Genomic DNA, 22,972 nt, shown 5'->3' on the forward strand with positions numbered 1-22,972 from the left:
CGGTTGTAAAGCCTCTTTTTTTTATCAATAGGTTAGAATCATATGAACGGGGTAAAGACGCTGCTTCCAGGGTCATTTGCCATTCATCGCAGGAGTCAGATTGTTGAATAATTCTTTTTCAAAATTCGCTATCTGGGTGGTTGTAGCGCTGGTACTTTTTACAGTATTTAAGCAATACGACGGCGCAGGTCAGGTCACAGAGGGCGTGAGCTACAGTCAGTTCATGTCTGATGCCAAGCAGGGCAAGGTGTCCAGTGTTGAAATTCAGGGCAATACCCTGACGGTCACACCCAGCTCAGGCACACGGCCTTATACGCTGACTGCTCCCAACGATCTGTGGATGGTCGGCGATCTCGTGCGCGAAGGTGTGAAAGTCACCGCCAAACAGCCCGAGCAGCCTTCATTCCTGCTTAGCGCGCTCATTTCATGGTTCCCCATGCTGCTGCTTATCGGCGTGTGGTTCTTCTTCATGCGCCAGATGCAGGGCGGCGGCAAAGGCGGCGCATTCAGCTTCGGTAAATCCCGTGCCCGCATGCTCGACGAAAGCACCAACCAGATTACCTTTTCAGATGTGGCCGGTTGCGATGAGGCCAAGGAAGATGTCAGAGAACTGGTCGATTTCCTGCGCGAGCCTGTCCGCTTCCAGCGCCTGGGGGGACGTATTCCCCGTGGTGTACTGATGGTCGGCCCTCCGGGTACCGGTAAAACGCTGCTGGCCAAGGCCATTGCCGGCGAAGCCAAAGTGCCGTTCTTCAGTATTTCCGGTTCCGATTTTGTGGAAATGTTCGTGGGCGTGGGCGCATCGCGTGTGCGCGATATGTTCGAAAATGCCAAGAAACAGGCGCCTTGCATCATCTTCATCGACGAGATCGACGCCGTCGGGCGTCAGCGTGGCGCCGGTGTCGGCGGTGGCAATGATGAACGCGAGCAGACACTGAACCAGATGCTGGTTGAGATGGACGGATTCGAATCCGGCCAGAGCGTGATCGTGATCGCTGCGACCAACCGTCCCGACGTACTGGATCCGGCATTGCTGCGTCCTGGTCGTTTTGACCGCCAGGTCGTGGTCAGCCTGCCCGACGTACGTGGCCGCGAGCAGATCCTGAACGTGCATATGCGCAAGGTTCCCTTGGCTCCCAACGTCGAAGCTTCGGTCATTGCGCGTGGTACGCCCGGGTTTTCCGGTGCAGATCTGGCCAATATTGTGAACGAAGCGGCCTTGTTTGCCGCGCGTCGCAGTGGTCGTACCGTCAATATGATGGATTTCGAAAACGCCAAGGATAAGATCATCATGGGGGCAGAGCGCCGTTCCATTGTCATGCCCGAGGAAGAGCGCAAAAATACGGCTTACCACGAATCGGGTCATGCGATTGTGGCCCGGATGCTGCCTAAAACCGATCCTGTGCACAAAGTGACTATCATTCCGCGTGGTCGTGCGCTGGGCGTCACCATGCAATTGCCTGAAGGTGACCGTTACAGCATGGATAAAGAGCGTTTGCTCAATACCATTGCCGTATTGTTCGGCGGGCGTATTGCAGAAGAAATCTTCATGAACCAGATGACCACCGGTGCGTCCAATGACTTTGAACGCGCGACGGCCATCGCCCGCGATATCGTGACGCGCTACGGCATGACCGAATCACTGGGTCCCATGGTCTATGCCGAAAACGAAAATGAAGTGTTTTTGGGGCGCAGTGTCACCAAGACCACCCATGTGTCAGAGGCGACCATGCAAAAGGTTGATGCAGAAATCCGCAGCATTATCGATGAGCAGTATTTGGTGGCGCGCAAAATCATCGAGGCCAACAGCGACAAGATGCACGTCATGGCCAAGACGTTACTGGAGTGGGAAACCATCAATGCCGAGCAAATTGGCGATATCATGGCCGGGCGCCCACCGCGTCCGCCGGAAGAGTCTGAGCCAACAAGTGATTCCTCGGATACGCCACCGCCTTCATCAGGCCCTGCTCGGAAAGATCCTGGTAGCGATAAAGCAACTGTGACTGCCTGATTTTACTGCTGTATTTTTCATGAATCATTCCACATTCATTTGCGGGCGCTTTGAGCTTACACTCAAGCGCCCGCTTGTCATGGGCATCGTCAATGTGACGCCCGACTCCTTTTCCGATGGCGCTGCCCATTTCTCGGCCGATGCGGCTACTGCGCACGCGCTGGACCTGATCGGGCAGGGCGCCGATATCCTGGACATAGGTGGTGAATCCACACGCCCTGGCGCCGATGCCGTTTCCGAAGAAGAGGAGCTCAGGCGCATCATTCCAGTGATACACAATCTGCGTGATTGCGGCAAACCCATATCCGTTGACACATTCAAGCCGGCAGTGATGCGCGCGGCCCTGGAGGCCGGCGCCGATCTGATCAATGATATTTATGCCTTGCGTATGCCCCGCGCCCTTGAGGTCGTGGCAGCCCATCCCAATTGCGGGGTATGTCTGATGCATATGCAGGGTGAACCCAAAACCATGCAGGCTGCGCCACAGTACGAAAACGTGACTGACGAGGTGTACCGGTTTCTGGATGGACGCAAGGCGGTGGCGGTGGCAGCTGGTATCGCGCCCTCGCGCATCTGTCTGGATCCGGGATATGGTTTCGGTAAGACAGTGCAGCAGAATTATCAGCTTTTACGTGAACAGGACCGGCTGTCCGGTTTACACTCACCGTTATTGATCGGTCTGTCCCGTAAAACCATGATTGCATCGGTTACGGGCCGGGCCCCGCAGGATCGCGTTGCAGGCAGCATTGCCGGCGCGCTGGCTGCTGCAAATCGGGGCGCGGCTATCATACGGGTACACGATGTTGCACAAACTGCTGATGCCCTCAAAGTGTGGGCAGCCATAGAACAAGGAGACATGCATGGAGCGTAAATATTTCGGAACAGACGGGGTCCGTGGTGAAGTAGGCGGTCCGGTCATCAATGCGGAGTTCGCACTGCGGCTGGGATATGCTGCAGGCCGGGTGTTATCCAAGAATTATAAGGACAGCGCCCGTCCTAAAGTACTGATCGGCAAGGACACACGCATTTCAGGCTATATGCTGGAGTCGGCGCTGGAAGCCGGGTTGTCAGCTGCCGGAATTGATGTTTATCTGGCAGGACCCATTCCGACTCCTGCAGTGGCCTATCTGACCCGCGCACTGCGCCTGACTGCCGGTGTGGTCATCAGTGCTTCTCACAATCCCTATCCGGATAACGGGATCAAGTTTTTTTCTGGTAACGGGATGAAGCTGCCCGACGATGTTGAAATGGAAATCGAAGCAGCGCTTGGCGAGCCGGTAGGTTGCGTGGACTCGGAGCATATCGGTCGTGCCCGACGCATGCCCGACGCAGCCGGACGTTATATTGAGTTTTGCAAAAGTACGTTTCCCAATGACCTGGACCTCAAGGGTATGAAAATCGTGGTAGATGGCGCGCATGGCGCGGGCTATCACATTGCACCACATGTATTTCGCGAGTTGGGCGCTGACGTAGTGGCAATCGGTTGCAGCCCGGATGGCTTCAATATCAACCGGGACGTAGGTGCATTGCACCCCGAATCGCTTGCCGCAAAGGTAAAGGAAGTGGGCGCCCATTATGGCATCGCGCTGGATGGCGATGCTGACCGGATTCAGATGGTGGACGCCAAGGGGCGTATCTACAATGGTGACGAATTGCTTTATGCCATGGTCCGCGAGCGCATGATGCACGGCCGCGTGGCCGGCGTCGTGGGCACGCTCATGACCAACTACGGCTTTGAAAAAGTCATGCAGATCATGGGTGTGCCCTTTGAGCGGGCTAACGTGGGTGATCGATACGTGCTGGAAGCCATGCAGAGAAATGGCTGGCTCTATGGCGGCGAGAGCTCCGGCCATCTGCTGTGCCTGGACCACCATAGCACTGGTGACGGTATTATTGCTGGTTTGCAGGTGCTGACGGCACTGGTGCGTAGTGGCAAAACGCTCGCACAATTCATTTCAGATCTGAAGATGTATCCGCAGATCATGGTCAATGTTCCCTGGAAAAAAGGTGCTGACTGGAAGGCCCATGCCGGCTTGCAGGCGGCCAAAGAAGAGGTGGAACGTGAACTGGACGGCCGTGGCCGCGTGCTGATCCGCGCTTCGGGCACTGAACCCAAGCTGCGGCTGATGGTCGAAGCCGAATCCGAAGCGCTGGCCCGTCAGGGCGTGGAACGTCTGCAGGCGGTAGATCTGGCTGCGTGATTTCTCGTTGCCAGTTGTATGCAGTTTGTGCAACTGGCAATGCATTCTGTTGTAAGATTTCAAAAAATCGAAATATTACCTGTATGTGAAAAGTTTTTGTCAAATGAACCGGGTATCATGCAGCTTTACAGTAAATCTTAGGAATTGACCCGAATGCAAGAAATCATGCGGATCCAGGCAGACGAGAACGATACGTCAAGCCACAGCCTGGTCTTGGGGATTGCCACAACCGCCGAGGAAGTCGAACAGTTGCAGCGATTGCGTTACGAGGTCTATACCAACGAGATGAACGTGGTATTCCCCGGCGCAATCAACGGCGTAGACATTGAACCGTTTGACAAATGGTGTGTCCATTTGATGGTTCGGGACCTGAAAACAGATGCTGTCGTAGGCACCTACCGGATCCTGAGTCCGGAAAAGGCAGCAGAGGCCGGCGGCTATTATTCCGAGCTGGAATTCAATATTGATCAGCTGGCGGGCATCCGCCATGTGTTATGTGAGTGCGGCCGCTCATGTACGCATCCAGACTACCGCAATGGACAAGCGATCATGCTGCTCTGGAACGGTCTGGCGCGCTATCTGCTCAGCAACAATTATCGCTATATGCTCGGTTGCGCCAGCGTCAGTCTGGCCGATGGCGGCGTGCAGGCCTCCAAGGTCTGGCGTGCGGCCAAACGCGACATCGACGCGCATCCCGAGCGTCCGATTATGGTGCCCATCAACCCGTATCCGCTGGACAAGCTCACGCTCACAGATGATGCGAAAACACCGGCGCTGATCAAAGGATATCTGAAGATCGGCGCGCATATCTGCGGTGAGCCGGCCTTTGACCGGGACTTCAATTCCGCCGATTTTCCGGTCATTATCGATGTGGCCAATATCGATCCTCGATACAAAAAACACTTCGGCCTGGCCTGATACGTATACGGCACCCGTTGCCAGAGAGAGGCCTGGCAGGGTGGTGGCCCTTTGCGCCGGGCAGCCGGGGGTCAATCTGGTTTTAGTGTTTGGGTGTGGTAATGCTACGCCAGGCGCGAGGCATCAGGAAGGAATAATGTCCAGGGTAAAGCCTGCTTTTTTCCATTCGGCGGCTTCCAGCGTCAGCGTATACCGGGTCAGCGGGTGATCTTCCAGCCATTTCTTGCCTACGCGCAACATCAGTTTCTGCTTGTCAGTTTCCAGTGAAACCGGTAGTGACGTAACCGGCTGGCGGCGGCGCATGAAGACGACGGCCAGCCTCAGGCACAGGGTCAGCAGCCATTTGACGCGGCTTGGCTTCTCGGGCAGCAGTTTGTCCAGCTTGCCCTGATGGCCCAGCGTAAGGAAAGAGAGCAGCTCCTGCTCAGCTTCGGAAAAACCGGGCATGTCGGCGTTGGCCATGACGTATGCGGTGTGCTTGTGATAATTATTCTGTGAGATGCTCAGGCCGGTTTCATGCAAGTCGCAGGCCCAGCTCAGGTAGCGCCGCAGATCATCCGCCGCTGTTTCATCGGCCAGTATTGAATCAAAAAAGGCCAGCGCCTGCTTTTTCACGCGCGCGGCCTGCCGGCTGTCAATATGGTAGCGCTTCATGAATACGTCCGCGGTTTCATCACGCTTGTCATGAGAGCTGTCGCGACCCAACATATCGTACAAGACGCCGACGCGTAGCGCGCCGTCCCCCTGGAACATCTGCTTGACCTGCAGTTCACTGAAAATGGCCATCATGATGGACAGGCCTGCTGGCAGCACTTCCATGCGATCCAGTTTGAGGCCGCGCAATTCCGGCGCGTGGGCACTACCGTGGCGGATCAGCACTTTTTTCAGCTTTTGCATGCCATCCAGCGTAATGCCTTTTTCGGAAAAGCCGGATTCTTCCAGGGTCGCAACCAGCGCCTTGGCTGTGCCCGAAGAGCCAAAGGCCTCATCCCATCCCAGATGTCGATACTGTCTGGAAATGATTTCAATTTCCTTTCTTGCCGCGATTTCAGCCAGGACAAACCCTTCTTCGGTGACTTTGCCTGCGGGGAAAAAGGATTTGGTGTAGCTGACGCAGCCCATGGCGAGTGATTTCATGATCAGCGGTTCAAGCTCCCGACCAATGATAAATTCAGTGGAGCCGCCCCCGATATCGACGACAAAGCGCTGCTTGCCCGAAGGCGGCAATTCGTGAACAACGCCGGAATAAACCAGGCGGGCTTCTTCCTGCCCGGAAATGACCTCTATCGGGTAGCCCAGCGCGGCTTCCGCACGGGGCAGAAAATCAGCCACGTTGCGCGCGACGCGAAAGGTATTGGTCGCCACGGCACGTACACGGCCGGCAGGAAAGTTTTCCAACCGCTCGCCAAAGCGGGACAGTACGGCGATGGCGCGCTGGATTGCTTCTTCGTCCAGCACACGCTCGGCGTTCAGGCCTGCGGCAAGCCTGACGGTTTCCTTGAGGCGATCTGTTGCATAAATCTGTACAGAATCATCATTCTGGACAATTCTTGCAATGGACAGGCGAAAACTGTTGGAGCCCAAGTCTACGGCGGCAAGTAATTGGTCCATGGTGCATCTGATAGGTAAGGGAAACGCCATTTTAGTGAAAAAAGGCGCAACAGTGAGCGAAATAAGGGAGATCGGCAACATGATTTTTATTTGTCATTAATTTGTTATATTGTGAGAGTATAAGAACAGTTCTTTTCCAAAAGCCTAAAACACATAACAACTGCATTCATGTCCGATACCAATTCCGTCCCCGTTTCTGCTCCTCTTGCTGACTCCGTCACGCTGCTCAATCGCGAACTGTCTTTGCTAAAATTCAATGAACGGGTACTGGGCATGGCGATGAACCAGGCCAATCCTCTGCTGGAGCGCCTGCGCTACCTGTGTATTGTCAGCTCCAATCTGGACGAGTTTTTCGAAATTCGCATCTCCAGTCTGAAAGAACAGGAGCGGCAGTTTCCCAATGTGCCGGGCGACGATGGCCTGACACCTTCGGCGGCCTTCGAACTGGTGCAGCAACGCGTGCATGAACTGGTTGAGCGCCAGTATGCGCTCCTGAACAAGGATATTTTTCCCGCATTGCGCAAGCAGGGCGTATCTGTACTGGCTCCCAGGGAATACACAGAGGCCGTTTCCGCCTGGGCGCGCGATGTATTTCTCAATGAGGTGCTGCCGCTGCTTACGCCTATCGGCCTTGATCCGGCGCACCCGTTTCCGCGTGTTTATAACAAAAGCCTGAACTTTATCGTATCGCTCAGCGGCGAAGATGCCTTTGGCCGCCGTGCGTCCATTGCCATTGTGCAGGCGCCGCGCGCCTTGCCTCGTTTGCTTGAAATTCCCGAGTCGGTATGCGGGCACCGCCATTGCTATACGCTGTTGTCCTCGCTGATGCAGCAGTTTTCCGAAGAACTGTTCCCGGGCATGCAAGTCAAGGGGCTGTATCAATGGCGTGTTACGCGCAACAGCGACCTGTTTGTCGATGAAGACGAGGTGACCAATCTGCGGCAGGCATTGCAGGGGGAGCTGTCGCAGCGCAACTTCGGGGCGGCAGTTCGTTTGGAGATTTCCGAAGACACACCGGTAGAACTCGAACATTTTCTGCAGCGTGAATTTGCGCTGGGTCCCAAGGATACCTACCGCACTCACGGCAGTGTGAATATGACGCGGCTGATGCCGCTGTGCGATATTGATGCCGACCCGCAGTTGGTGTTCCCCAGCTATCGTGCCCGTCTGCCGGCCCCGTTCGATTCCATGAACGACAATCCCGCCGAAATGTTCGAGGCGATTGCGCGGGAAGATTTGTTATTGCATCATCCGTACCAGTCATTTAAACCAGTGATCGACTTTCTGACTTCGGCTGCGCTGGATCCACAGGTGGTGGCGATCAAGCAAACTATATATCGTACGGGTGAGGATTCCGAACTGATGGGACTGCTGTTGGCGGCAGCCAAGGCCGGTAAGGAAGTTACCGTCGTAGTGGAGCTGATGGCCCGCTTTGATGAACAGACCAATATCAACTGGGCGGCCAAGCTGGAAGAGGTCGGCGCACACGTCGTATATGGTGTCGTCGGCCATAAAACGCATGGCAAAATGCTGCTGGTACTGCGCAAGGAAGGCAAGAAAATTGTTCGCTACGGACATCTGGGCACCGGAAATTATCATCCGCGCACGGCAAGGCTCTATACCGATTTTGGTCTTTTGACTGCCAATCCTGATCTGACCAACGATATGGATCGGGTGTTCTCGCTGCTTACAGGCCTGGGCGCCCGTCGTCCGCTCAAACTGCTGCTGCAATCGCCGTTTACGCTGCACGATCGGGTACTCAAGATGATTCAGGCTGAGACCGAACAGGCGAAGGCTGGAAAAAAAGCAGTGATCATGGCAAAGATGAACTCTTTGCTGGAAGTCGAAGTGATCAACGCCCTGTACAAAGCCAGCCAGGCCGGCGTTCGCATTGAGCTGATTGTGCGAGGTGTGTGTGCGCTGCGCTCCGGCGTGCCCGGCCTGTCGGAAAATATTCGTGTGCGTTCTATTATCGGCCGCTTTCTGGAGCACTCGCGGGTGTTTTATTTTCACGCCGGCGGCCAGGAGCAGGTTTACCTGTCTTCCGCTGACTGGATGGCGCGCAATTTTTTCCGGCGCGTGGAAGTGGCCTTTCCTATCCTGAATCCGGTTCTGAAAAAACGGGTGATCAATGAGTCTTTTATTTTTCCGTTGAAGGACAACGTGCTGTCGTGGGAACAGAAGCCCAGTAGCGAGTACGAACGTATCAAGAATCGCCGCGAGCCCTTCAATATTCATCAGTACTTGATGAATCTGCTTGGCAAGGCCAGTTGATTACAGGTATCGCATGCGCAGGCCCCGGGCGTCGTCTCACACTCAGACCAGGCGTTCGCTACCGAATGACAGTACGGTAACGCGGGAATACGTCTGGGTTGTTGCGATCTTTGAGAATGCCACAGCTGCGTTGTGCAGGGTCGCGGCAGGGCCTAAATTGCACAGTCCCATAAGTATAGATTGGTGGGGAGATAGCGTCGGCCCTGTCCGGAAGCGGGCAAGTGACCGGTCGGAAGCGATAAGGGGGCCGGCTGTCGGCCAGCTCAATCGCGTCAACGGCGAACCCGACCCGGCGATGGCTGGATCAGGTGTCGTCAGGCAGGCCTTCCGGTATTTTTTGCGCGGCGGCCCACACAAAAAAACCACATACGAAAAGCAGACAGGTGAGGGTGAGTCAACGGCAGTTTGTAACATGACATAATATGACAGGCCCTTGCGACGTGTTGTTTGCAGTCTGCTTTTTTTAGATGATTTTGCGGTCTTTTGACACAATTTTGTCACATGAATTATTCTTTAAGCTATTGATAATAAATAATAAATATTATAAATGTAGTGTTTTCCCTGATGACGGAAAAAAACTGCCTTATATTTGTCACTATCTTGTCATATAACCGTTTTACTATACTCGGCATGGACACCAAGGTTCGTATTTTGTTACCTCTTTAACGTATTAAGGAATATACATGTTCAAACATGCACTTAAAAGCGTCTCTGTCGCCATCGCGCTGTCGACTGCGACTTTCGCCGCACATGCCGCCAACGTGACCGGTGCAGGCGCTTCTTTTCCATACCCTGTTTATGCCAAATGGGCATCCATGTACGCAGCTGAGACCGGTAATAAAATCAATTACCAATCTATCGGTTCTGGTGGCGGCCAACAACAAATTATCGCCAAGACGGTAGATTTTGGCGCGTCTGACGACCCATTGGACGAAAAGAAACTGGCTGAAAATGGTCTGTTGCAGTTTCCCGCGGTCATTGGCGGTACCGTTGCTGTCGTTAATATCGATGGCATCAAACCAGGCCAACTGAAACTGACAGGTCCTGTTCTGGCCGATATCTACCTGGGTAAAATCACCAAGTGGAACGATCAGGCGATTGCTTCCCTGAACCCTGGCGTCACTTTGCCTGACGCGGCCATTATCGTTGTCCATCGTTCAGATGGTTCAGGTACAACCTTTGGCTGGACCAACTACCTGTCCAAAGTTTCTCCCGAGTGGAAAGAAAAAGTGGGTGAAGGCAAGGCCGTCAAATGGCCGGCAGGACAGGGCGGCAAGGGTAACGAAGGCGTAGCTGCTTATGTAGGTCAGCTGAAAAACGCTATCGGTTACGTTGAGTACGCATATGCCAAGCAGAACAATCTGTCCTGGACTCAGCTGAAAAACAAAGATGGCCAATTCGTTCAGCCTGAACAGACAGCGTTTGCTGCCGCTGCAGCCAACGCCGACTGGAAAAGCGCGCCAGGCATGGGTGTAGTACTGACCGAAGAGCCAGGTGCTGATTCCTGGCCCGTAACAGCAGCAACCTTTATTTTGGTGCACAAGAAAGCCGACAAGCCAGAACAGACTAAAGCTGTCCTGTCTTTCTTTGACTGGGCATTCAAAAACGGTGCCAAAGCCGCTGCTGAAATTGACTATGTACCACTGCCAGATGCTGTAACCAAAGAAGTTCGCGCAGCATGGGCTGCCGAGATCAAAACGGCAGACGGTCAGGCGGTTTGGAAATAATCAGGTCACACGACTTGACCCTCTGAACAAAACATGGCGACTTAATCATTTAAGCCGCCATGTTTTTTACGAACACCAAGACGGGTTTACAATGAGCGTTTCGATAACGACAACAGGGGCCGAGCCTACCCGGTCCGCCATCCAGACTATGCAAAAACAACTTCCTCCGACACCGGCCAAGAGCAACGCGTTTGCCGACATGTTGTTCAAGAATGTGGCACGTTTTTTTGCCTTTTTTGTATTCATGCTACTTGCGGCCATCATGGTTTCACTGTTGTATGGAAGTCAGGAAACGCTGCTCAAGTATGGTGCGGCCTTCTTGTGGACAAATGACTGGGATCCTGTGAATGACGTTTACGGCGCGGTTGTTCCCATTATTGGTACGCTGATTACCGCGTTTGTGGCTCTTATTATCGCTGTGCCGGTATCTTTTGGCATCGCCATGTTCCTCACCGAACTGGCCCCAACCTGGCTGCGTCGCCCCCTGGGTACTGCCATCGAGCTGCTGGCGGCCATTCCGTCCATTATTTATGGCATGTGGGGTTTGTTCGTCTTTGTCCCCATCTTTCAACAATACGTCCAGCCCACGTTGATCAATGTGCTGGGCGGCGTGCCCTTTATTGGGCAGTTTTTCCAGGGCGCGCCCTTTGGTATCGGCCTGTTTACGGCCGGCCTGGTGCTGTCCATTATGGTCATTCCATATATTGCTTCGGTCATGCGTGACGTATTTGAAGTGGTTCCGCCCATGCTCAAGGAATCGGCCTATGGCCTGGGATCCACGACCTGGGAAGTCATGTGGCGCGTCGTGCTGCCTTACACAAAAACCGGCGTGATCGGCGGTATCATGCTCGGTCTTGGCAGGGCATTGGGTGAAACCATGGCCGTCACGTTTGTGATCGGTAATTCGTTTCGCCTGCCGGGCAGTGTTTTCGATCCGTCCAACTCGATCGCATCGGCCATTGCCAACGAATTCAATGAAGCCGGCGGTTTGCAGAAATCTTCCCTGATTGAATTGGGCCTGATCCTGTTCCTGATCACAACCTTGGTATTGATGGCCTCGCGCCTCATGCTGGCAAGATTGTCAGCGGCCGAAGGTAAGAAATCCTGATTGTGGGGCTCAAGAGATAAATCATGAATACAACGACTGCAACAACACCACAGGCCAATTCGGCCATCAACCCTGGCAACTGGATCTACCGTCGCCGCCATATGCGCAACAAGCTCATGCTTGCCTTATCGTCGGCAGCCCTGCTGTTCGGCCTGTTCTGGCTGGTCTGGATCCTGTTTACCTTGGCTGTGAAGGGCGGCGGTTCACTCTCATTTTCGCTATTTACCGAAAAGACACCGGGGCCCGGCGAATCCGGCGGGCTGGCCAATGCGCTGATCGGTTCCGTACTGATGTCCGGGGTTGGTACGGCTATCGGTACGCCAATTGGCATTCTGGCCGGGACCTATCTGGCTGAATATGGGCAGCGGGGCTGGCTGGCGCCGGCGACCCGCTTTTTGAATGACGTGCTGCTATCTGCGCCATCCATCGTTATCGGCCTGTTCATTTATGCCATCGTGGTTGCCACCTCGGGGCACTATTCGGGTTGGGCCGGTTCCTTTGCCCTGGCCATTCTGGTTATTCCTGTGGTGGTGCGCACCACAGACAATATGCTGGCGCTGGTGCCCAACAGCCTGCGCGAGGCCGCGTCTGCACTGGGCTGCCCGAAATGGCGCGTTATTACGCTGGTATGCTACAAAGCGGCCATGTCTGGAATCCTGACGGGCGTCTTGCTGGCCGTGGCCCGTATTGCCGGCGAGACCGCGCCGCTGTTGTTTACCGCGCTATCCAATCAGTTCACCAGCTGGAACATGAATGCGCCAATGGCCAATCTGCCGGTCGTGATCTATCAATATGCTGCCAGTCCATTCAAGGACTGGAATGAGTTGGCGTGGGCTGGTGCCACCCTCATCACATTGCTGGTGCTGGCGCTCAATATTCTCGCCCGTAACTTGTTTCGCAAACAATAGTCAGCGATCCCTAAATTAAAGTATTCGTCAGGAAGACACACATGGAAAACTTGGTTACGATTGACCAGACAAAGATTGAAGTCAAGAATCTGAACTTCTATTATGGAAAATTTCACGCCATCAAAGACGTGAACATACGGATCGCGAAAAACAAGGTAACGGCATTCATCGGCCCGTCCGGATGCGGCAAATCCACGCTGCTGCGCACCTTCAATCGCATGTATGAACTTTATCCTGGCCAGCGTGCCGAAGGTGAGATCAACATGGATGGCGAGAACCTGCTCACTTCTTCGCAGGATATTTCCCTGTTGCGTGCCAAGGTCGGCATGGTATTTCAGAAACCCACGCCTTTTCCAATGAGCATTTATGATAACGTGGCCTTTGGCGTCAAGCTGTTCGAGCGCCTGTCCAAGGCGGCCATGGATGAACGGGTCGAATGGGCCTTGACCAAAGCTGCCCTGTGGAACGAGGTAAAGGATAAACTTGGCCAAAGCGGCAACGGCCTGTCCGGTGGCCAGCAGCAGCGTCTGTGTATCGCCCGTGGTGTTGCCATCAAACCAGAAGTGTTGTTGCTTGACGAGCCATGTTCTGCGCTGGACCCGATTTCTACGGTGAAGATTGAAGAGCTGATTACCGAATTGAAAAAAGACTATACGGTCGCCATCGTGACGCACAATATGCAGCAGGCGGCACGTTGCTCCGATTACACTGCGTACATGTATTTGGGTGAAATGATGGAGTTCGGTGAAACGGAACAAATGTTCGTCAAGCCCAAGCGCAAGGAAACCGAAGACTATATTACCGGCCGCTTCGGCTAACACCGACATTGCGAGGCAGGCTGCAGCCTGCCGACTTTATCTAAGCGTGGAAAGCTGCGCCTTGCGGTATTCGATTCGTCGGATACGGCAGGGCGCAGTTTGTTTTGAACGTGACCGTTTTAGCTATTTTTGCCACAACTAAGGGTTATCCCTTACAACGCATTTTCCCATGTATTGGTAATATTTGCGGGCGCAATGTTTAAAACAATGTTTGATAATATGGATAGGTGAATCCATTGCGCCGCCCCGCCTCGTGTGGGGCGCTTTGTTTTGGCATGTGGTTCTGGTGGCACAGGCCCAAGAACCAGCAACCTTCGCCTGCTATTTATTGTTGGCGACACCTGCGCGGCCACGTTCCTTTGCGCCTTCGCGTGCCGCTAAGCAGATATAGTATTATCGGAACAGGCAGCCAGTCTTGCTCCCGATTATTCTGAGGAACATTCACACAATGGCGTACTATCTTATCGTCCGGGTAAAAGTCAACGACCCCGCAGGCTATGCAGCCTATACCGCTTTGACACCTGATATCGTCGCTGCCCATGGCGGGCGGTTTCTGGTGCGTTGTCCAGCGCCGGTCACCCTTGAGGGACCGCAAGAGCAGCAGCGCATCGTAGTGGTGGAGTTTCCTGACGAACAGCATGCCCGAGCGTTTTATGACTCTGCGCAGTACCAGGCTGCCAAAGCGATCCGCGAGCCCGTTTCAGAAGCACAGTTTCTGATGGTTCCCGGCGTCTGACATCCCGCTTTGGGTTATATCGTTCCGCTGTTTATCGGGACCAGTAACACCTGGCGAAAACAGCGGCCCGCTATGAAATACCCATGCTTGTGCGGTGTTGACAAAAGCCCTGGCATGTCATTTCTAAGTAAAAGCACCAGGGCAGGTATGCGATGCGCCTGCTCATACCCTCGTGGGCCGATTGCTGGGGCAAGCCGACAATGCCAGCCTATGCCAATCCGGGTTGGCGGCCGGCAGGCTCACAGGTGCGTGTGCCCATGCACGTGCGGATCCACCATGTCTGCGGTCTGCAGCTCCAGAAATATGCCGCAGTTTTTGACATCATGAGGGACGGTGCAGCGTTGTCGCAGCGAGGCCAGTTGTGCTTTTAACTGGCTCAGTTCCCGGATGCGCGTTTCTACGTGTTCAATATGGGCGTCAATTGACTGGTTGACTGGCTGGCAATCGTCCGGTGTCTCGTCGTGCGCCTGCAACAGGGTGCGGATTTCGTCGTGGGACATATCCAGAATCCGACAGTTTCGGATAAAACGCAGGCGCTGCACATGTTCATTATCATAATGCCGGTAATTGCCCTCTGTTCTGACGGGCGCGGGCAGCAGGCCGGCTTTTTCATAAAAGCGGATGGTCTCTGGGGTACACCCCTGCAAGCGGGCCAATTCTCCGATTTTCATCTTTTTTCCTGTCCTGTTCAATAATGCCTTGACTCTAAAGTTACTTCAAGGTTTTAAATGCCATTATACGATGAATTGGAGTAGAAGCATGTCAGAGCAGCAAACCCGTGTTACCGCCATCCGAATCGAGCAAATGGACTGCCCGACAGAAGAGCGGCTATTGCGCAAGGCGCTGGAGAAAAAGCCAGGGGTAACCGGCCTTCGTTTTAATCTCATGTCCCGTGTCCTGTCTGTGACGCATGATCCGGCCATACTGGATGAGGTTATGCAGGCGATCCGCAAGATCGGCTTTACGCCGGAGCTGCACGACGGCAAGCCCGCGTCTGCCAGGGTGGCGGGCAAAACTGGCTGCTGCGGGCATTCACATGATACGGCAGGCGGCCAGATAGCCCAGGGTACACCGCACAGTCATGGAGAAGGCGGCGCACACGATGTGCATGGTCATCATCAGCACAAACATGATCACGGCGCCGACGGGCACGATCAGGCGCAGCACGCTCATGGACGGGCGCGCAGCGCCCAGCTGGCGCAACCGGAAGGCGAAGAGGTCTCTCCCAATATTGCCGGCGGCATCCTGCCTGCCTGGTGGCATCTTGCGTTGGGCGGGGTGCTGGCGCTAGCGTCTGAGCTGGTCCACTGGTTCGATGGGCCAATCTGGCTGACCATTGTCTGTGCTATTGCTGCAGTTGCCCTGTCTGGCACGGCAACCTACCGCAAGGGCCTGGTTGCGCTGCGTTATGGCGATTTGAACATCAATGCGCTCATGAGTATTGCCGTTACCTGCGCCTTGCTGATCGGGCAGTGGCCTGAAGCGGCAATGGTCATGGTGTTGTTTACGCTGTCTGAATGGATCGAGGCAAAATCCCTGGATAGAACGCGTGCGGCTGTAGCCGGACTGATGAACCTGGCGCCTGAAACGGTGATGGTACAAATCAACGGACAATGGCTGAAGCGGGAAGTCGCGCAAGTGGCGGTCGGTAGCCTTGTGCGTATCGCGCCGGGCGAGCGTATCGGACTGGATGGTCGTATCGTTCGCGGCATGACAACGGTGAATCAGGCGCCTATTACCGGAGAAAGCGTGCCGGTAGACAAACAGCTGGGCGACACAGTATTTGCGGGTACAGTCAACGAAGCTGGCGAAATTGAAATCGATGTGACTGCGGCAGCCGATAGCACAACGCTGGCCCGCATCATCAACCAGATTGAAGAAGCCCAGGCGGTAAAAGCGCCGACGCAGCGTTTTGTTGATACGTTCTCGCGCTATTACACGCCCGCCGTAGTGGTATTGGCCGTTCTGCTTGCGGTTATTCCGCCGCTCTTTTTTGGCGGGGCCTGGCTGGCCTGGATTTATCAGGCATTAGTCGTGCTGATTATTGCCTGCCCGTGCGCCCTGGTCATCTCGACACCGGTAACCGTGGTCAGTGGATTGACCGCAGCAGCCCGCATGGGGATCCTGATCAAAGGTGGCGTGTATCTGGAGCAGGGACATCGCATGCGTTGGCTGGCGCTGGACAAAACCGGTACGATCACGCAAGGTCAGCCGGTGCAGACAGGCATGACGCCGCTTGACCCGGACCAATCCATAGGCGAGCTGCAGCGCATTGCGGTGAGTCTTGCCGCGCGCTCCGATCATCCTGTTTCCAGGGCCATCGCGCAGGCGCCCGAGGCCGCTGCCGTGTCGGCCATGACAGTAGGTGATTTCGTCGCCGTGGCCGGGCGGGGCGTGCAAGGCGTTATTGATGATGAACGCTGGTACTTGGGCAGTGCCGTGTGGGCGCAGGAACTGGGCCTCATGACCGCTGCGGTACAGGACAGCGTGACGGCAGCACAAAACAGTGGTCAAAGCGTTGTGCTGCTGATGAACACGCGTGCTGCTTGCGTGTTGTTTACCGCCGCCGACAAAATCAAGGACAGCAGTGTCAACGCGATCGAGCAATTGCACCAGTTGGGAGTCAAGACCGTGATGCTGTCGGGCGATCATCAATCTGTTGTCGAGGCCATCGCCAAAACCAGCGGGGTGACGCAAGCGCAGGCGCAGTTGCTGCCGCAGGAAAAACAGCAAGTGGTACAGAAACTGCAAAAAGGAGGCCACGCTGTTGTCGGCATGGTCGGAGACGGCATGAATGACGCTCCGGCGCTAGCGCAAGCTGATATCGGATTCGCGATGGGCGCAATGGGTTCCGATACGGCAATCGAGACGGCGGACGTGGCGCTGATGGATGACAATCTGCTCAAAATCCCCGCATTCCTCAGGCTATCGCGCACCACGCGGCGTGTGCTGGTGCAGAACATCAGCCTGGCCCTTGGCATCAAGGCGGTATTTTTGGTGCTTGTTCTGCTGGGACTGGGCTCTATGTGGCTTGCCGTCTTTGCCGATGTCGGAGCCAGCCTGCTGGTGGTGGCCAATGGACTGCGTCTATTGCGGGTGGGACCAAAGCTTGCAGGGCAGTAGTTGGCGCCGGACCGCTCACATCGAATAATCGAAAAAAAATGAGTCAATAGCAACAAAACATGCCCGGGACAGGAGAGCGCGTTCGCTACGGTCGCCAGCCCCGGCGCATGGTCATTCACAATATTTCAATTGTCATAAATTATGGGATCCAGCAAGCGACCATTAACATTTAATTGCAAATATAAATAGAAATCGTTATCATTTGGCTTTAACATCAAAAGATAACGAGGACTTTTATGGCGGTTTCATCGATGTATTTTGGTCAGAGTGGCGGCAAGTTTACCCCCAATATTCTGTTGGTTTCTATCCTGGGAGCGCTTGCCGTGCCGGCAGGGGCAGTTGCACAGACGGCAGCCACATCGGCCAGTGGGGCCTCCTCCGTGGCAACTTTACAGGCGATCAAAGCAGTAACTGCAGACGATGCAACCAGCGAGGGCACAGGGCTGTATAGCGTTCCGGTGGCAACAAGTGCCACACGCCTGCCGTTGTCGCCGCGCGAGACGCCGCAAACAATCAATGTGGTAACACGCACGCAAATGGACGATTTCCGGCTGAATAACGCGACGTCTTTGCTCTCTGCTGTCCCTGGCGTGTTTGTGCAGCAGGTGGAAACGGATCGCAACTACTACATCATCCGAGGTTATGACGTTACCAATTTTCAGATAGACGGCGTGGGAATGCCGTTTTCCACTGAAGAGCAGATCGGCGACCTGGACATGGCCTTTTATGATCGGGTCGAAGTGCTCAAGGGGGCCAATGGCCTGTTGTCCAACACCGGTAACCCGTCAGGAACCGTCAATTTCATACGCAAACGTCCCAAGCGCGAATTTTCCGCCAACGCGGGTTTATCGTACAGTTCCTTTGCCACGCGTCGGCTCGATGTTGACATATCCTCGCCACTGAACAGTAGCGGATCGGTACGCGGCCGGCTCGTTGGTGCCTATCAGAAAGGCAATTCTCATCTTGATCGCTACGGCCTGGAAAAACGCATGTTGGGTGTGATTGTGGACGCAGACCTGAGTGACCGCACGACGTTGACGCTGGGGCACACCTATCAGAGGAACAAATCGAAATCACCCATGTGGGGCTTTGTCGCTCTACTATACCGACGGTAGTGCGATTGATTACGATGTATCGGATAGCTACGCACCGGACTGGGCATATTGGAATACCACGGACCAAACCAGCTTTGCTGAATTGAACCACGATTGGGGTGGCGGCTGGAAGACCAAAGGCACATTGACCTATCGGAAGATCACGCAGGATGCCGAGCAGTTTCTGGCCTATGGTGTGCCGGACCGTACGACCGGCTTGGGGCTCTCTACCTATCCAACAAAATATGACCGCTACGAGAAGCAATGGATCGGAGACATCAGCACGACCGGAAAATATACATTAGGTGGTCGCCAACACGATGTCATGTTCGGAGTCAACGCCAATCGCAGTAAAAACTATATGACATCGCTGGAAGCGGATGTGGGCGTTCCGTTACCGTCTTTGTCCGTCTGGGACAGGCAATTTCCACGTCCTGATTTTGCTAATGGTACGGAAACCTTTTCCGATTTTACGGTTCGTAAAACCACGGCGTTTGCGGCAACACGCTTGAATCTGCATGATGATTTCAAGGTGATTGCCGGTCTTAACTACACCCGGGCAACCAGCACAGGTGAACACTACGGTGAGCCTCGTGAATACAAGCGCAATAAACTGTCTCCCTACCTTGGCCTGATCTATGATCTGAATGACAATTACTCTGTTTATGCCAGTTATACCGGTATCTTCAATCCGCAGTCTCAGGTGGATATAAACGGTCAGATTCTGCCGGCCATTGAGGGCAAAAACTATGAGATCGGCCTCAAGGGTGAATCTACGGACGGAAAAATCAATGGTAGCATCGCCCTGTTCCGCGCAGAGCAGGACAATACTGCAGAATACGATACCTTTCTGGACGGCCTGAGCCGTTACAAAGCAGTGAACTCGCGCTCTGCCGGCTTTGAGCTGGCGTTGCAGGGTGAAGTGATGCCTGGCCTGCAGGTCAGCGCCGGTTATACCCATTTTTTCTCGATCAAGGATGAAGATGGTAAGGCCGTGCGCGAATTCGTCCCCAAGAATTCCTTTACCGTAGCCGCTTCATATGCCGTGCCTGCAGTACAGGGGCTGAAAGTAGGGGGCGCTGTGCGCTGGCAATCGGAGACGCGTCGTTTGCAGGGTCAGACAGCGGCCGGAGACGACATCTATCTGAAACAAAAATCGTATGCCGTGACTGACCTGATGGCCAGTTACGAAGTCAACAAGAATGTCACGGTAGGGGTTAACGTCAAGAACGTGTTTGACAAGAAATACCTGACCTCCACGCAATGGGAGCAGGGCTTTTATGCCCCTTCGCGCTCGGTCGGCATGAATGTTCAATTAAAGTACTAAAGAATCAAGGTAGCAGATAATGAAGGGCAGCCAAGCGGCAGACACAATTTACGATGTACTTGGGGTAGGCCTGGGGCCCTTCAATCTGGGGCTGGCATGTCTGATGGCGCCAGTGGAAAATCTTACCGCGGTGTTTCTGGAGCGCAAAAGCGCGTTCAGCTGGCACGATGGCATGATGATTCCGGGCACGACGTTGCAGAATAACTTCATGGCGGACCTGGTTACGCTGGCAGATCCGACAAGCCCCTTCACTTATCTGAATTACTGCAAGCAACAGGGAAAAATCTACCGCTATTATTTTCGGGAGAATTTTTATCTGACCCGGCAGGAGTACAACCGCTATTGCCAGTGGGCCGCGTCACAACTGGATAGTGTCCATTACGAACGGCACGTTACCGCGCTGGCGTATGACGATGCCGATCAATGTTATGTGGCCACGGTAACCGATTTGTGCAATCAATGCCAGTTGCAATATCGTGCACGCCGGCTGGTGGTCGGTATCGGTAGCATGCCCAGTCTGCCCGCCTGCGTTGGCGAAGATTATTTGTCGGCGCACACCGGCCAGTATCTGCGGCAAAAAGCCAGATTGCAGAAAGCCCGCAGAATTACCGTGATCGGCAGCGGCCAGAGCGGCGCCGAAATTTATTATGATTTGCTCCACGATATGGAACAGCACGATTACGAGCTGTACTGGATCACGCGTTCTTCCCGTTTCTTTCAGATGGAAACCGGCAAGCTCACGCTTGAACTGATTACGCCGGACTATGCCGAGCATTTTTACAAGCTGGACGAGCAACAAAAGCATAGGACACTGCAGGATCAGGTCAGCATTTTCAATGGCATCAATACCAGCCTGATCGAGCAGATTTATGACGAGCTGGATGAAAAGTCGCCAGACAGTGCCCGTCGGACACACTTGTACACCAATATGGCACTCACCCAATGCAGCCGCCGGGGCAGCGACACGGAACTGGTATTCGATCATTGCCAGACCGGCGAGCGGTACCGCTTCATGACAGACGAAATCGTGTTTGCTACCGGCTATTGTTACCGTATTCCCGATTTTATGCAGGGGATTGCTGATCGACTCAGTCTGACCAGACAGGGGCGCTATCGCCTGGCCCAAGACTATGCCGCAGACGTCAATGGTGACGAAGTCTATATCCAGAATGCGGGCTTTGATAGTCACGGCCTGACCAATCCGGATCTGGGATTAAATTGCTTTCGCAATGCCTGCATTATCAATGCGATTATGAAGCGGGAAGTGTATGCGATCGATACCGGCACGACATTCCAGGCGTTCACGCCGCAAGAGAACAGCCAGTTTGCACAGTTGAGCGACCAATGACCATACGCCTTGCCATCATCATTATGTCCGCACTGGGCATGATGAGCGACACCGTGCTTATCGGATTTTATCCGCAATTTTTTGACATGCGCTATGGCAATACCGATCAGGTGCACACCGGGATGTATGTGGCAGCTATTTCGATTGCTGTCATGTGTACGCTGCCGATCTGGGTGCGGGTAGCCAAACGGTTCGAGCCCATGTCGCTTATTGGTTTTACCCAGTGCGTAGCGGGCCTGCTGTGCCTGTCGGCCATCTGGGCTGAAACGCTGACGCAATACTGGGTTTTGACCATGCTCATGTTCATGTTCAAAAGCAGTTATCTGCTGATGTTTCCGTACCTGATGCGCATCGTCAATAGCGACGAACACAGCCGGACCATCGCGCTGCTCTCTGTTGTTGTGCACATATCGGGCATCCTGGCCGCTGCCTCGGGCGGCTACATATTGCAGCACCTGGGAGCGAGCGCGGCGCTGGTCCTGATGGCTGCCGGCGATTTCGGACAAATGGCCATCACGCTGTGGCTGAACCGCTCGGGGAAAATCATCAAGGTTAACAGCCGGCAGCAAATCAGTGCACAGGACATCAAGGATACGGCAGCCATCGTCGCTGATGATGCGACGGCACCCGCGCCGGTAGCAACACGTCGCGGATTCTCGCATTTGACCAAAGGGATCCTGACACTGAGCCTGATTATGTTTGTGTTTGATTTTAGTGCCTATCTGATACGGCCGTTCTTCTCTGAATACTGGATCTATGCAACGGCACACAAGGACCAGACGCTGGCAGGATTGATTTTTGCCATTCCAGGACTGGCGGCGGTGGTTGCCCTGATTGTCAAACATCGGCTGAGCGCGACGGCGACGCAGCGCAATGAAAATCTGTCCTGGAATTTGCTGTTGTCACTGGTCGGCCTGTACCTGCAGTCGATCCCGTCCGACATTGCAATTGTGATCGGGCGTTGTATGTATGGCTGGGGGCTGTTTCAGATTGCGGTCAAACTGGAAGTCAGCCTGTTTAGCATCAGCCGCAAGGAAGACTATGCGCATCACTTCAGTATCACCAATTTTTTCCAGAACCTGGGCGTGCTTATTTCCTCCTGGTGCGCAGGTTATATCGTCAGTCTGATCAGCCATCAGGCCGTGTTCCTGATTGCCGCTGCCGGCATTGCGCTGACATGGCTGGCCAATAAGCTGACGCTGAATCTGGACCATATCAAGACAGCTGGTGTCCCGCAGGGCGCCGATACAGACAGGAGCAGCGAAATTGAACTGGAATCCCGGCGCGTTTGAGATTCGGGAACTTGTTCCCGAGCAGGATGTACCCGTATTTCATCCGTGGTTTGACCTGGAATACGCCAGCTACTGGGACATGGCAGACATGACCCGGCAGCAAGTATTGGCGTTCTACAAGGCGCAGCAGGCCAGCCCGCATGAGTGGGCCTGGGTTGGTACGCAGCGCGGACAGATTTGTTTTCTGCTCGAATGCTATGACCCGCAGCATCACGATATTGCCCGGCATTACCAGGTGGAGCCTGGCGACATCGGCATGCATTTTTTTGTGGCGCCGGCAACCGAGAAGCGTCATGGCTATACGCTCGATGTCATGCGGCATGTCATGCATTACCTGTTTCATCAGGTTGGTGCGCGACGGGTCGTGGTTGAACCCGACAGCCGCAATGACAAGGTAAGGGCGCTTAATCGCAAGGCCGGATTCGCAGAGGTCGGTCTCATTGCCCTTAAAACCAAGCAGGCCATGCTGTCTATTG

General features: G+C 54.4%; 17 protein-coding genes and 1 pseudogene. 16 read left to right on the forward strand and 2 right to left on the reverse strand.

What is annotated here, in order from left to right; all coding sequences use genetic code 11:
* The first annotated feature begins 103 nt into the window (after nt 1–103).
* From ftsH to INT32_RS10960, 4 genes are all read left to right on the forward strand, one after another.
* Nucleotides 104–2,011 carry an ATP-dependent zinc metalloprotease FtsH gene (ftsH, locus tag INT32_RS10945; protein WP_193088766.1) on the forward strand — a complete coding sequence of 636 codons (1,908 nt, stop codon included), beginning with the start codon at nt 104–106 and terminating at the stop codon, nt 2,009–2,011.
* A 19-nt stretch (nt 2,012–2,030) separates the two neighbouring features.
* Complete coding sequence (gene folP, locus INT32_RS10950) at nt 2,031–2,882, forward strand: dihydropteroate synthase (RefSeq protein ID WP_193088767.1); 852 nt, start codon at nt 2,031–2,033, stop codon at nt 2,880–2,882.
* Nucleotides 2,872–4,212: a phosphoglucosamine mutase gene (glmM, locus tag INT32_RS10955; protein ID WP_193088768.1), complete on the forward strand. Its 1,341-nt coding sequence runs from the start codon at nt 2,872–2,874 to the stop codon at nt 4,210–4,212. Before folP ends, glmM begins: the two co-directional genes overlap by 11 nt.
* 153 nt (nt 4,213–4,365) lie before the next feature.
* Nucleotides 4,366–5,130, forward strand: a complete 765-nt coding sequence (locus INT32_RS10960) for a GNAT family N-acetyltransferase (protein ID WP_193088769.1) — start codon at nt 4,366–4,368, stop codon at nt 5,128–5,130.
* A 123-nt stretch (nt 5,131–5,253) separates the two neighbouring features.
* On the opposite strand, the gene INT32_RS10965 is transcribed toward INT32_RS10960, so the two are convergent.
* Entirely contained in the window at nt 5,254–6,741 is a 1,488-nt protein-coding gene (locus tag INT32_RS10965; protein WP_193088770.1) for a Ppx/GppA phosphatase family protein, read from the reverse strand.
* A 168-nt stretch (nt 6,742–6,909) separates the two neighbouring features.
* Between INT32_RS10965 and ppk1 the strand changes: the two genes are divergently transcribed.
* The 6 genes from ppk1 (at nt 6,910) to INT32_RS10995 (ending at nt 14,312) form a co-directional block, all read left to right on the forward strand.
* Nucleotides 6,910–9,015, forward strand: coding sequence for a polyphosphate kinase 1 (ppk1, locus tag INT32_RS10970; protein WP_193088771.1), 2,106 nt, complete (start codon nt 6,910–6,912; stop codon nt 9,013–9,015).
* Nucleotides 9,016–9,698: 683 nt separating this feature from the next.
* Nucleotides 9,699–10,742 (forward strand): phosphate ABC transporter substrate-binding protein PstS, encoded by a 1,044-nt coding sequence (gene pstS, locus INT32_RS10975; RefSeq protein WP_193088772.1) that lies wholly within the window; start codon nt 9,699–9,701, stop codon nt 10,740–10,742.
* Between the two features lie 148 nt (nt 10,743–10,890).
* Complete coding sequence (pstC, locus tag INT32_RS10980) at nt 10,891–11,850, forward strand: phosphate ABC transporter permease subunit PstC (protein WP_193088880.1); 960 nt, start codon at nt 10,891–10,893, stop codon at nt 11,848–11,850.
* A gap of 23 nt (nt 11,851–11,873) precedes the next feature.
* Entirely contained in the window at nt 11,874–12,758 is an 885-nt protein-coding gene (gene pstA, locus INT32_RS10985) for a phosphate ABC transporter permease PstA (RefSeq protein WP_193088773.1), read from the forward strand.
* Between the two features lie 41 nt (nt 12,759–12,799).
* Nucleotides 12,800–13,576 (forward strand): phosphate ABC transporter ATP-binding protein PstB, encoded by a 777-nt coding sequence (gene pstB, locus INT32_RS10990; protein WP_193088774.1) that lies wholly within the window; start codon nt 12,800–12,802, stop codon nt 13,574–13,576.
* Nucleotides 13,577–14,024: 448 nt separating this feature from the next.
* Nucleotides 14,025–14,312 carry a DUF1330 domain-containing protein gene (locus INT32_RS10995; RefSeq protein WP_193088775.1) on the forward strand — a complete coding sequence of 96 codons (288 nt, stop codon included), beginning with the start codon at nt 14,025–14,027 and terminating at the stop codon, nt 14,310–14,312.
* A 239-nt stretch (nt 14,313–14,551) separates the two neighbouring features.
* On the opposite strand, the gene cadR is transcribed toward INT32_RS10995, so the two are convergent.
* Nucleotides 14,552–14,983 (reverse strand): Cd(II)/Pb(II)-responsive transcriptional regulator, encoded by a 432-nt coding sequence (gene cadR / locus INT32_RS11000; RefSeq protein ID WP_193088776.1) that lies wholly within the window; start codon nt 14,981–14,983, stop codon nt 14,552–14,554.
* A gap of 88 nt (nt 14,984–15,071) precedes the next feature.
* Here cadR and INT32_RS11005 point away from each other — a divergent pair, with 88 nt between their 5' ends.
* The 6 genes and pseudogenes from INT32_RS11005 to INT32_RS22150 form a co-directional block, all read left to right on the forward strand.
* Nucleotides 15,072–17,435: a cation-translocating P-type ATPase gene (locus INT32_RS11005; RefSeq protein WP_226816904.1), complete on the forward strand. Its 2,364-nt coding sequence runs from the start codon at nt 15,072–15,074 to the stop codon at nt 17,433–17,435.
* A gap of 236 nt (nt 17,436–17,671) precedes the next feature.
* On the forward strand, nt 17,672–18,550 hold the full coding sequence (locus tag INT32_RS11010) for a TonB-dependent siderophore receptor (RefSeq protein ID WP_193088777.1): 879 nt from the start codon (nt 17,672–17,674) through the stop codon (nt 18,548–18,550).
* Complete coding sequence (locus tag INT32_RS11015; RefSeq protein ID WP_193088778.1) at nt 18,525–19,856, forward strand: TonB-dependent siderophore receptor; 1,332 nt, start codon at nt 18,525–18,527, stop codon at nt 19,854–19,856. Before INT32_RS11010 ends, INT32_RS11015 begins: the two co-directional genes overlap by 26 nt.
* Before the next feature lie 19 nt (nt 19,857–19,875).
* Complete coding sequence (locus INT32_RS11020; protein ID WP_193088779.1) at nt 19,876–21,204, forward strand: lysine N(6)-hydroxylase/L-ornithine N(5)-oxygenase family protein; 1,329 nt, start codon at nt 19,876–19,878, stop codon at nt 21,202–21,204.
* The gene (locus tag INT32_RS11025; RefSeq protein ID WP_193088780.1) at nt 21,201–22,496 is read left to right on the forward strand and encodes an MFS transporter; all 1,296 of its coding nucleotides are present in this window, start codon (nt 21,201–21,203) and stop codon (nt 22,494–22,496) included. The genes INT32_RS11020 and INT32_RS11025 overlap by 4 nt, the downstream gene beginning before the upstream one ends.
* Nucleotides 22,432–22,929: pseudogene (locus INT32_RS22150) on the forward strand (GNAT family N-acetyltransferase); the annotation flags it as partial. The gene INT32_RS11025 and the pseudogene INT32_RS22150, both read left to right, overlap by 65 nt.
* Nucleotides 22,930–22,972 lie beyond the last annotated feature (43 nt).

The organism is Advenella sp. FME57 (assembly GCF_014897675.1).
GTDB lineage: Bacteria > Pseudomonadota > Gammaproteobacteria > Burkholderiales > Burkholderiaceae_B > Advenella.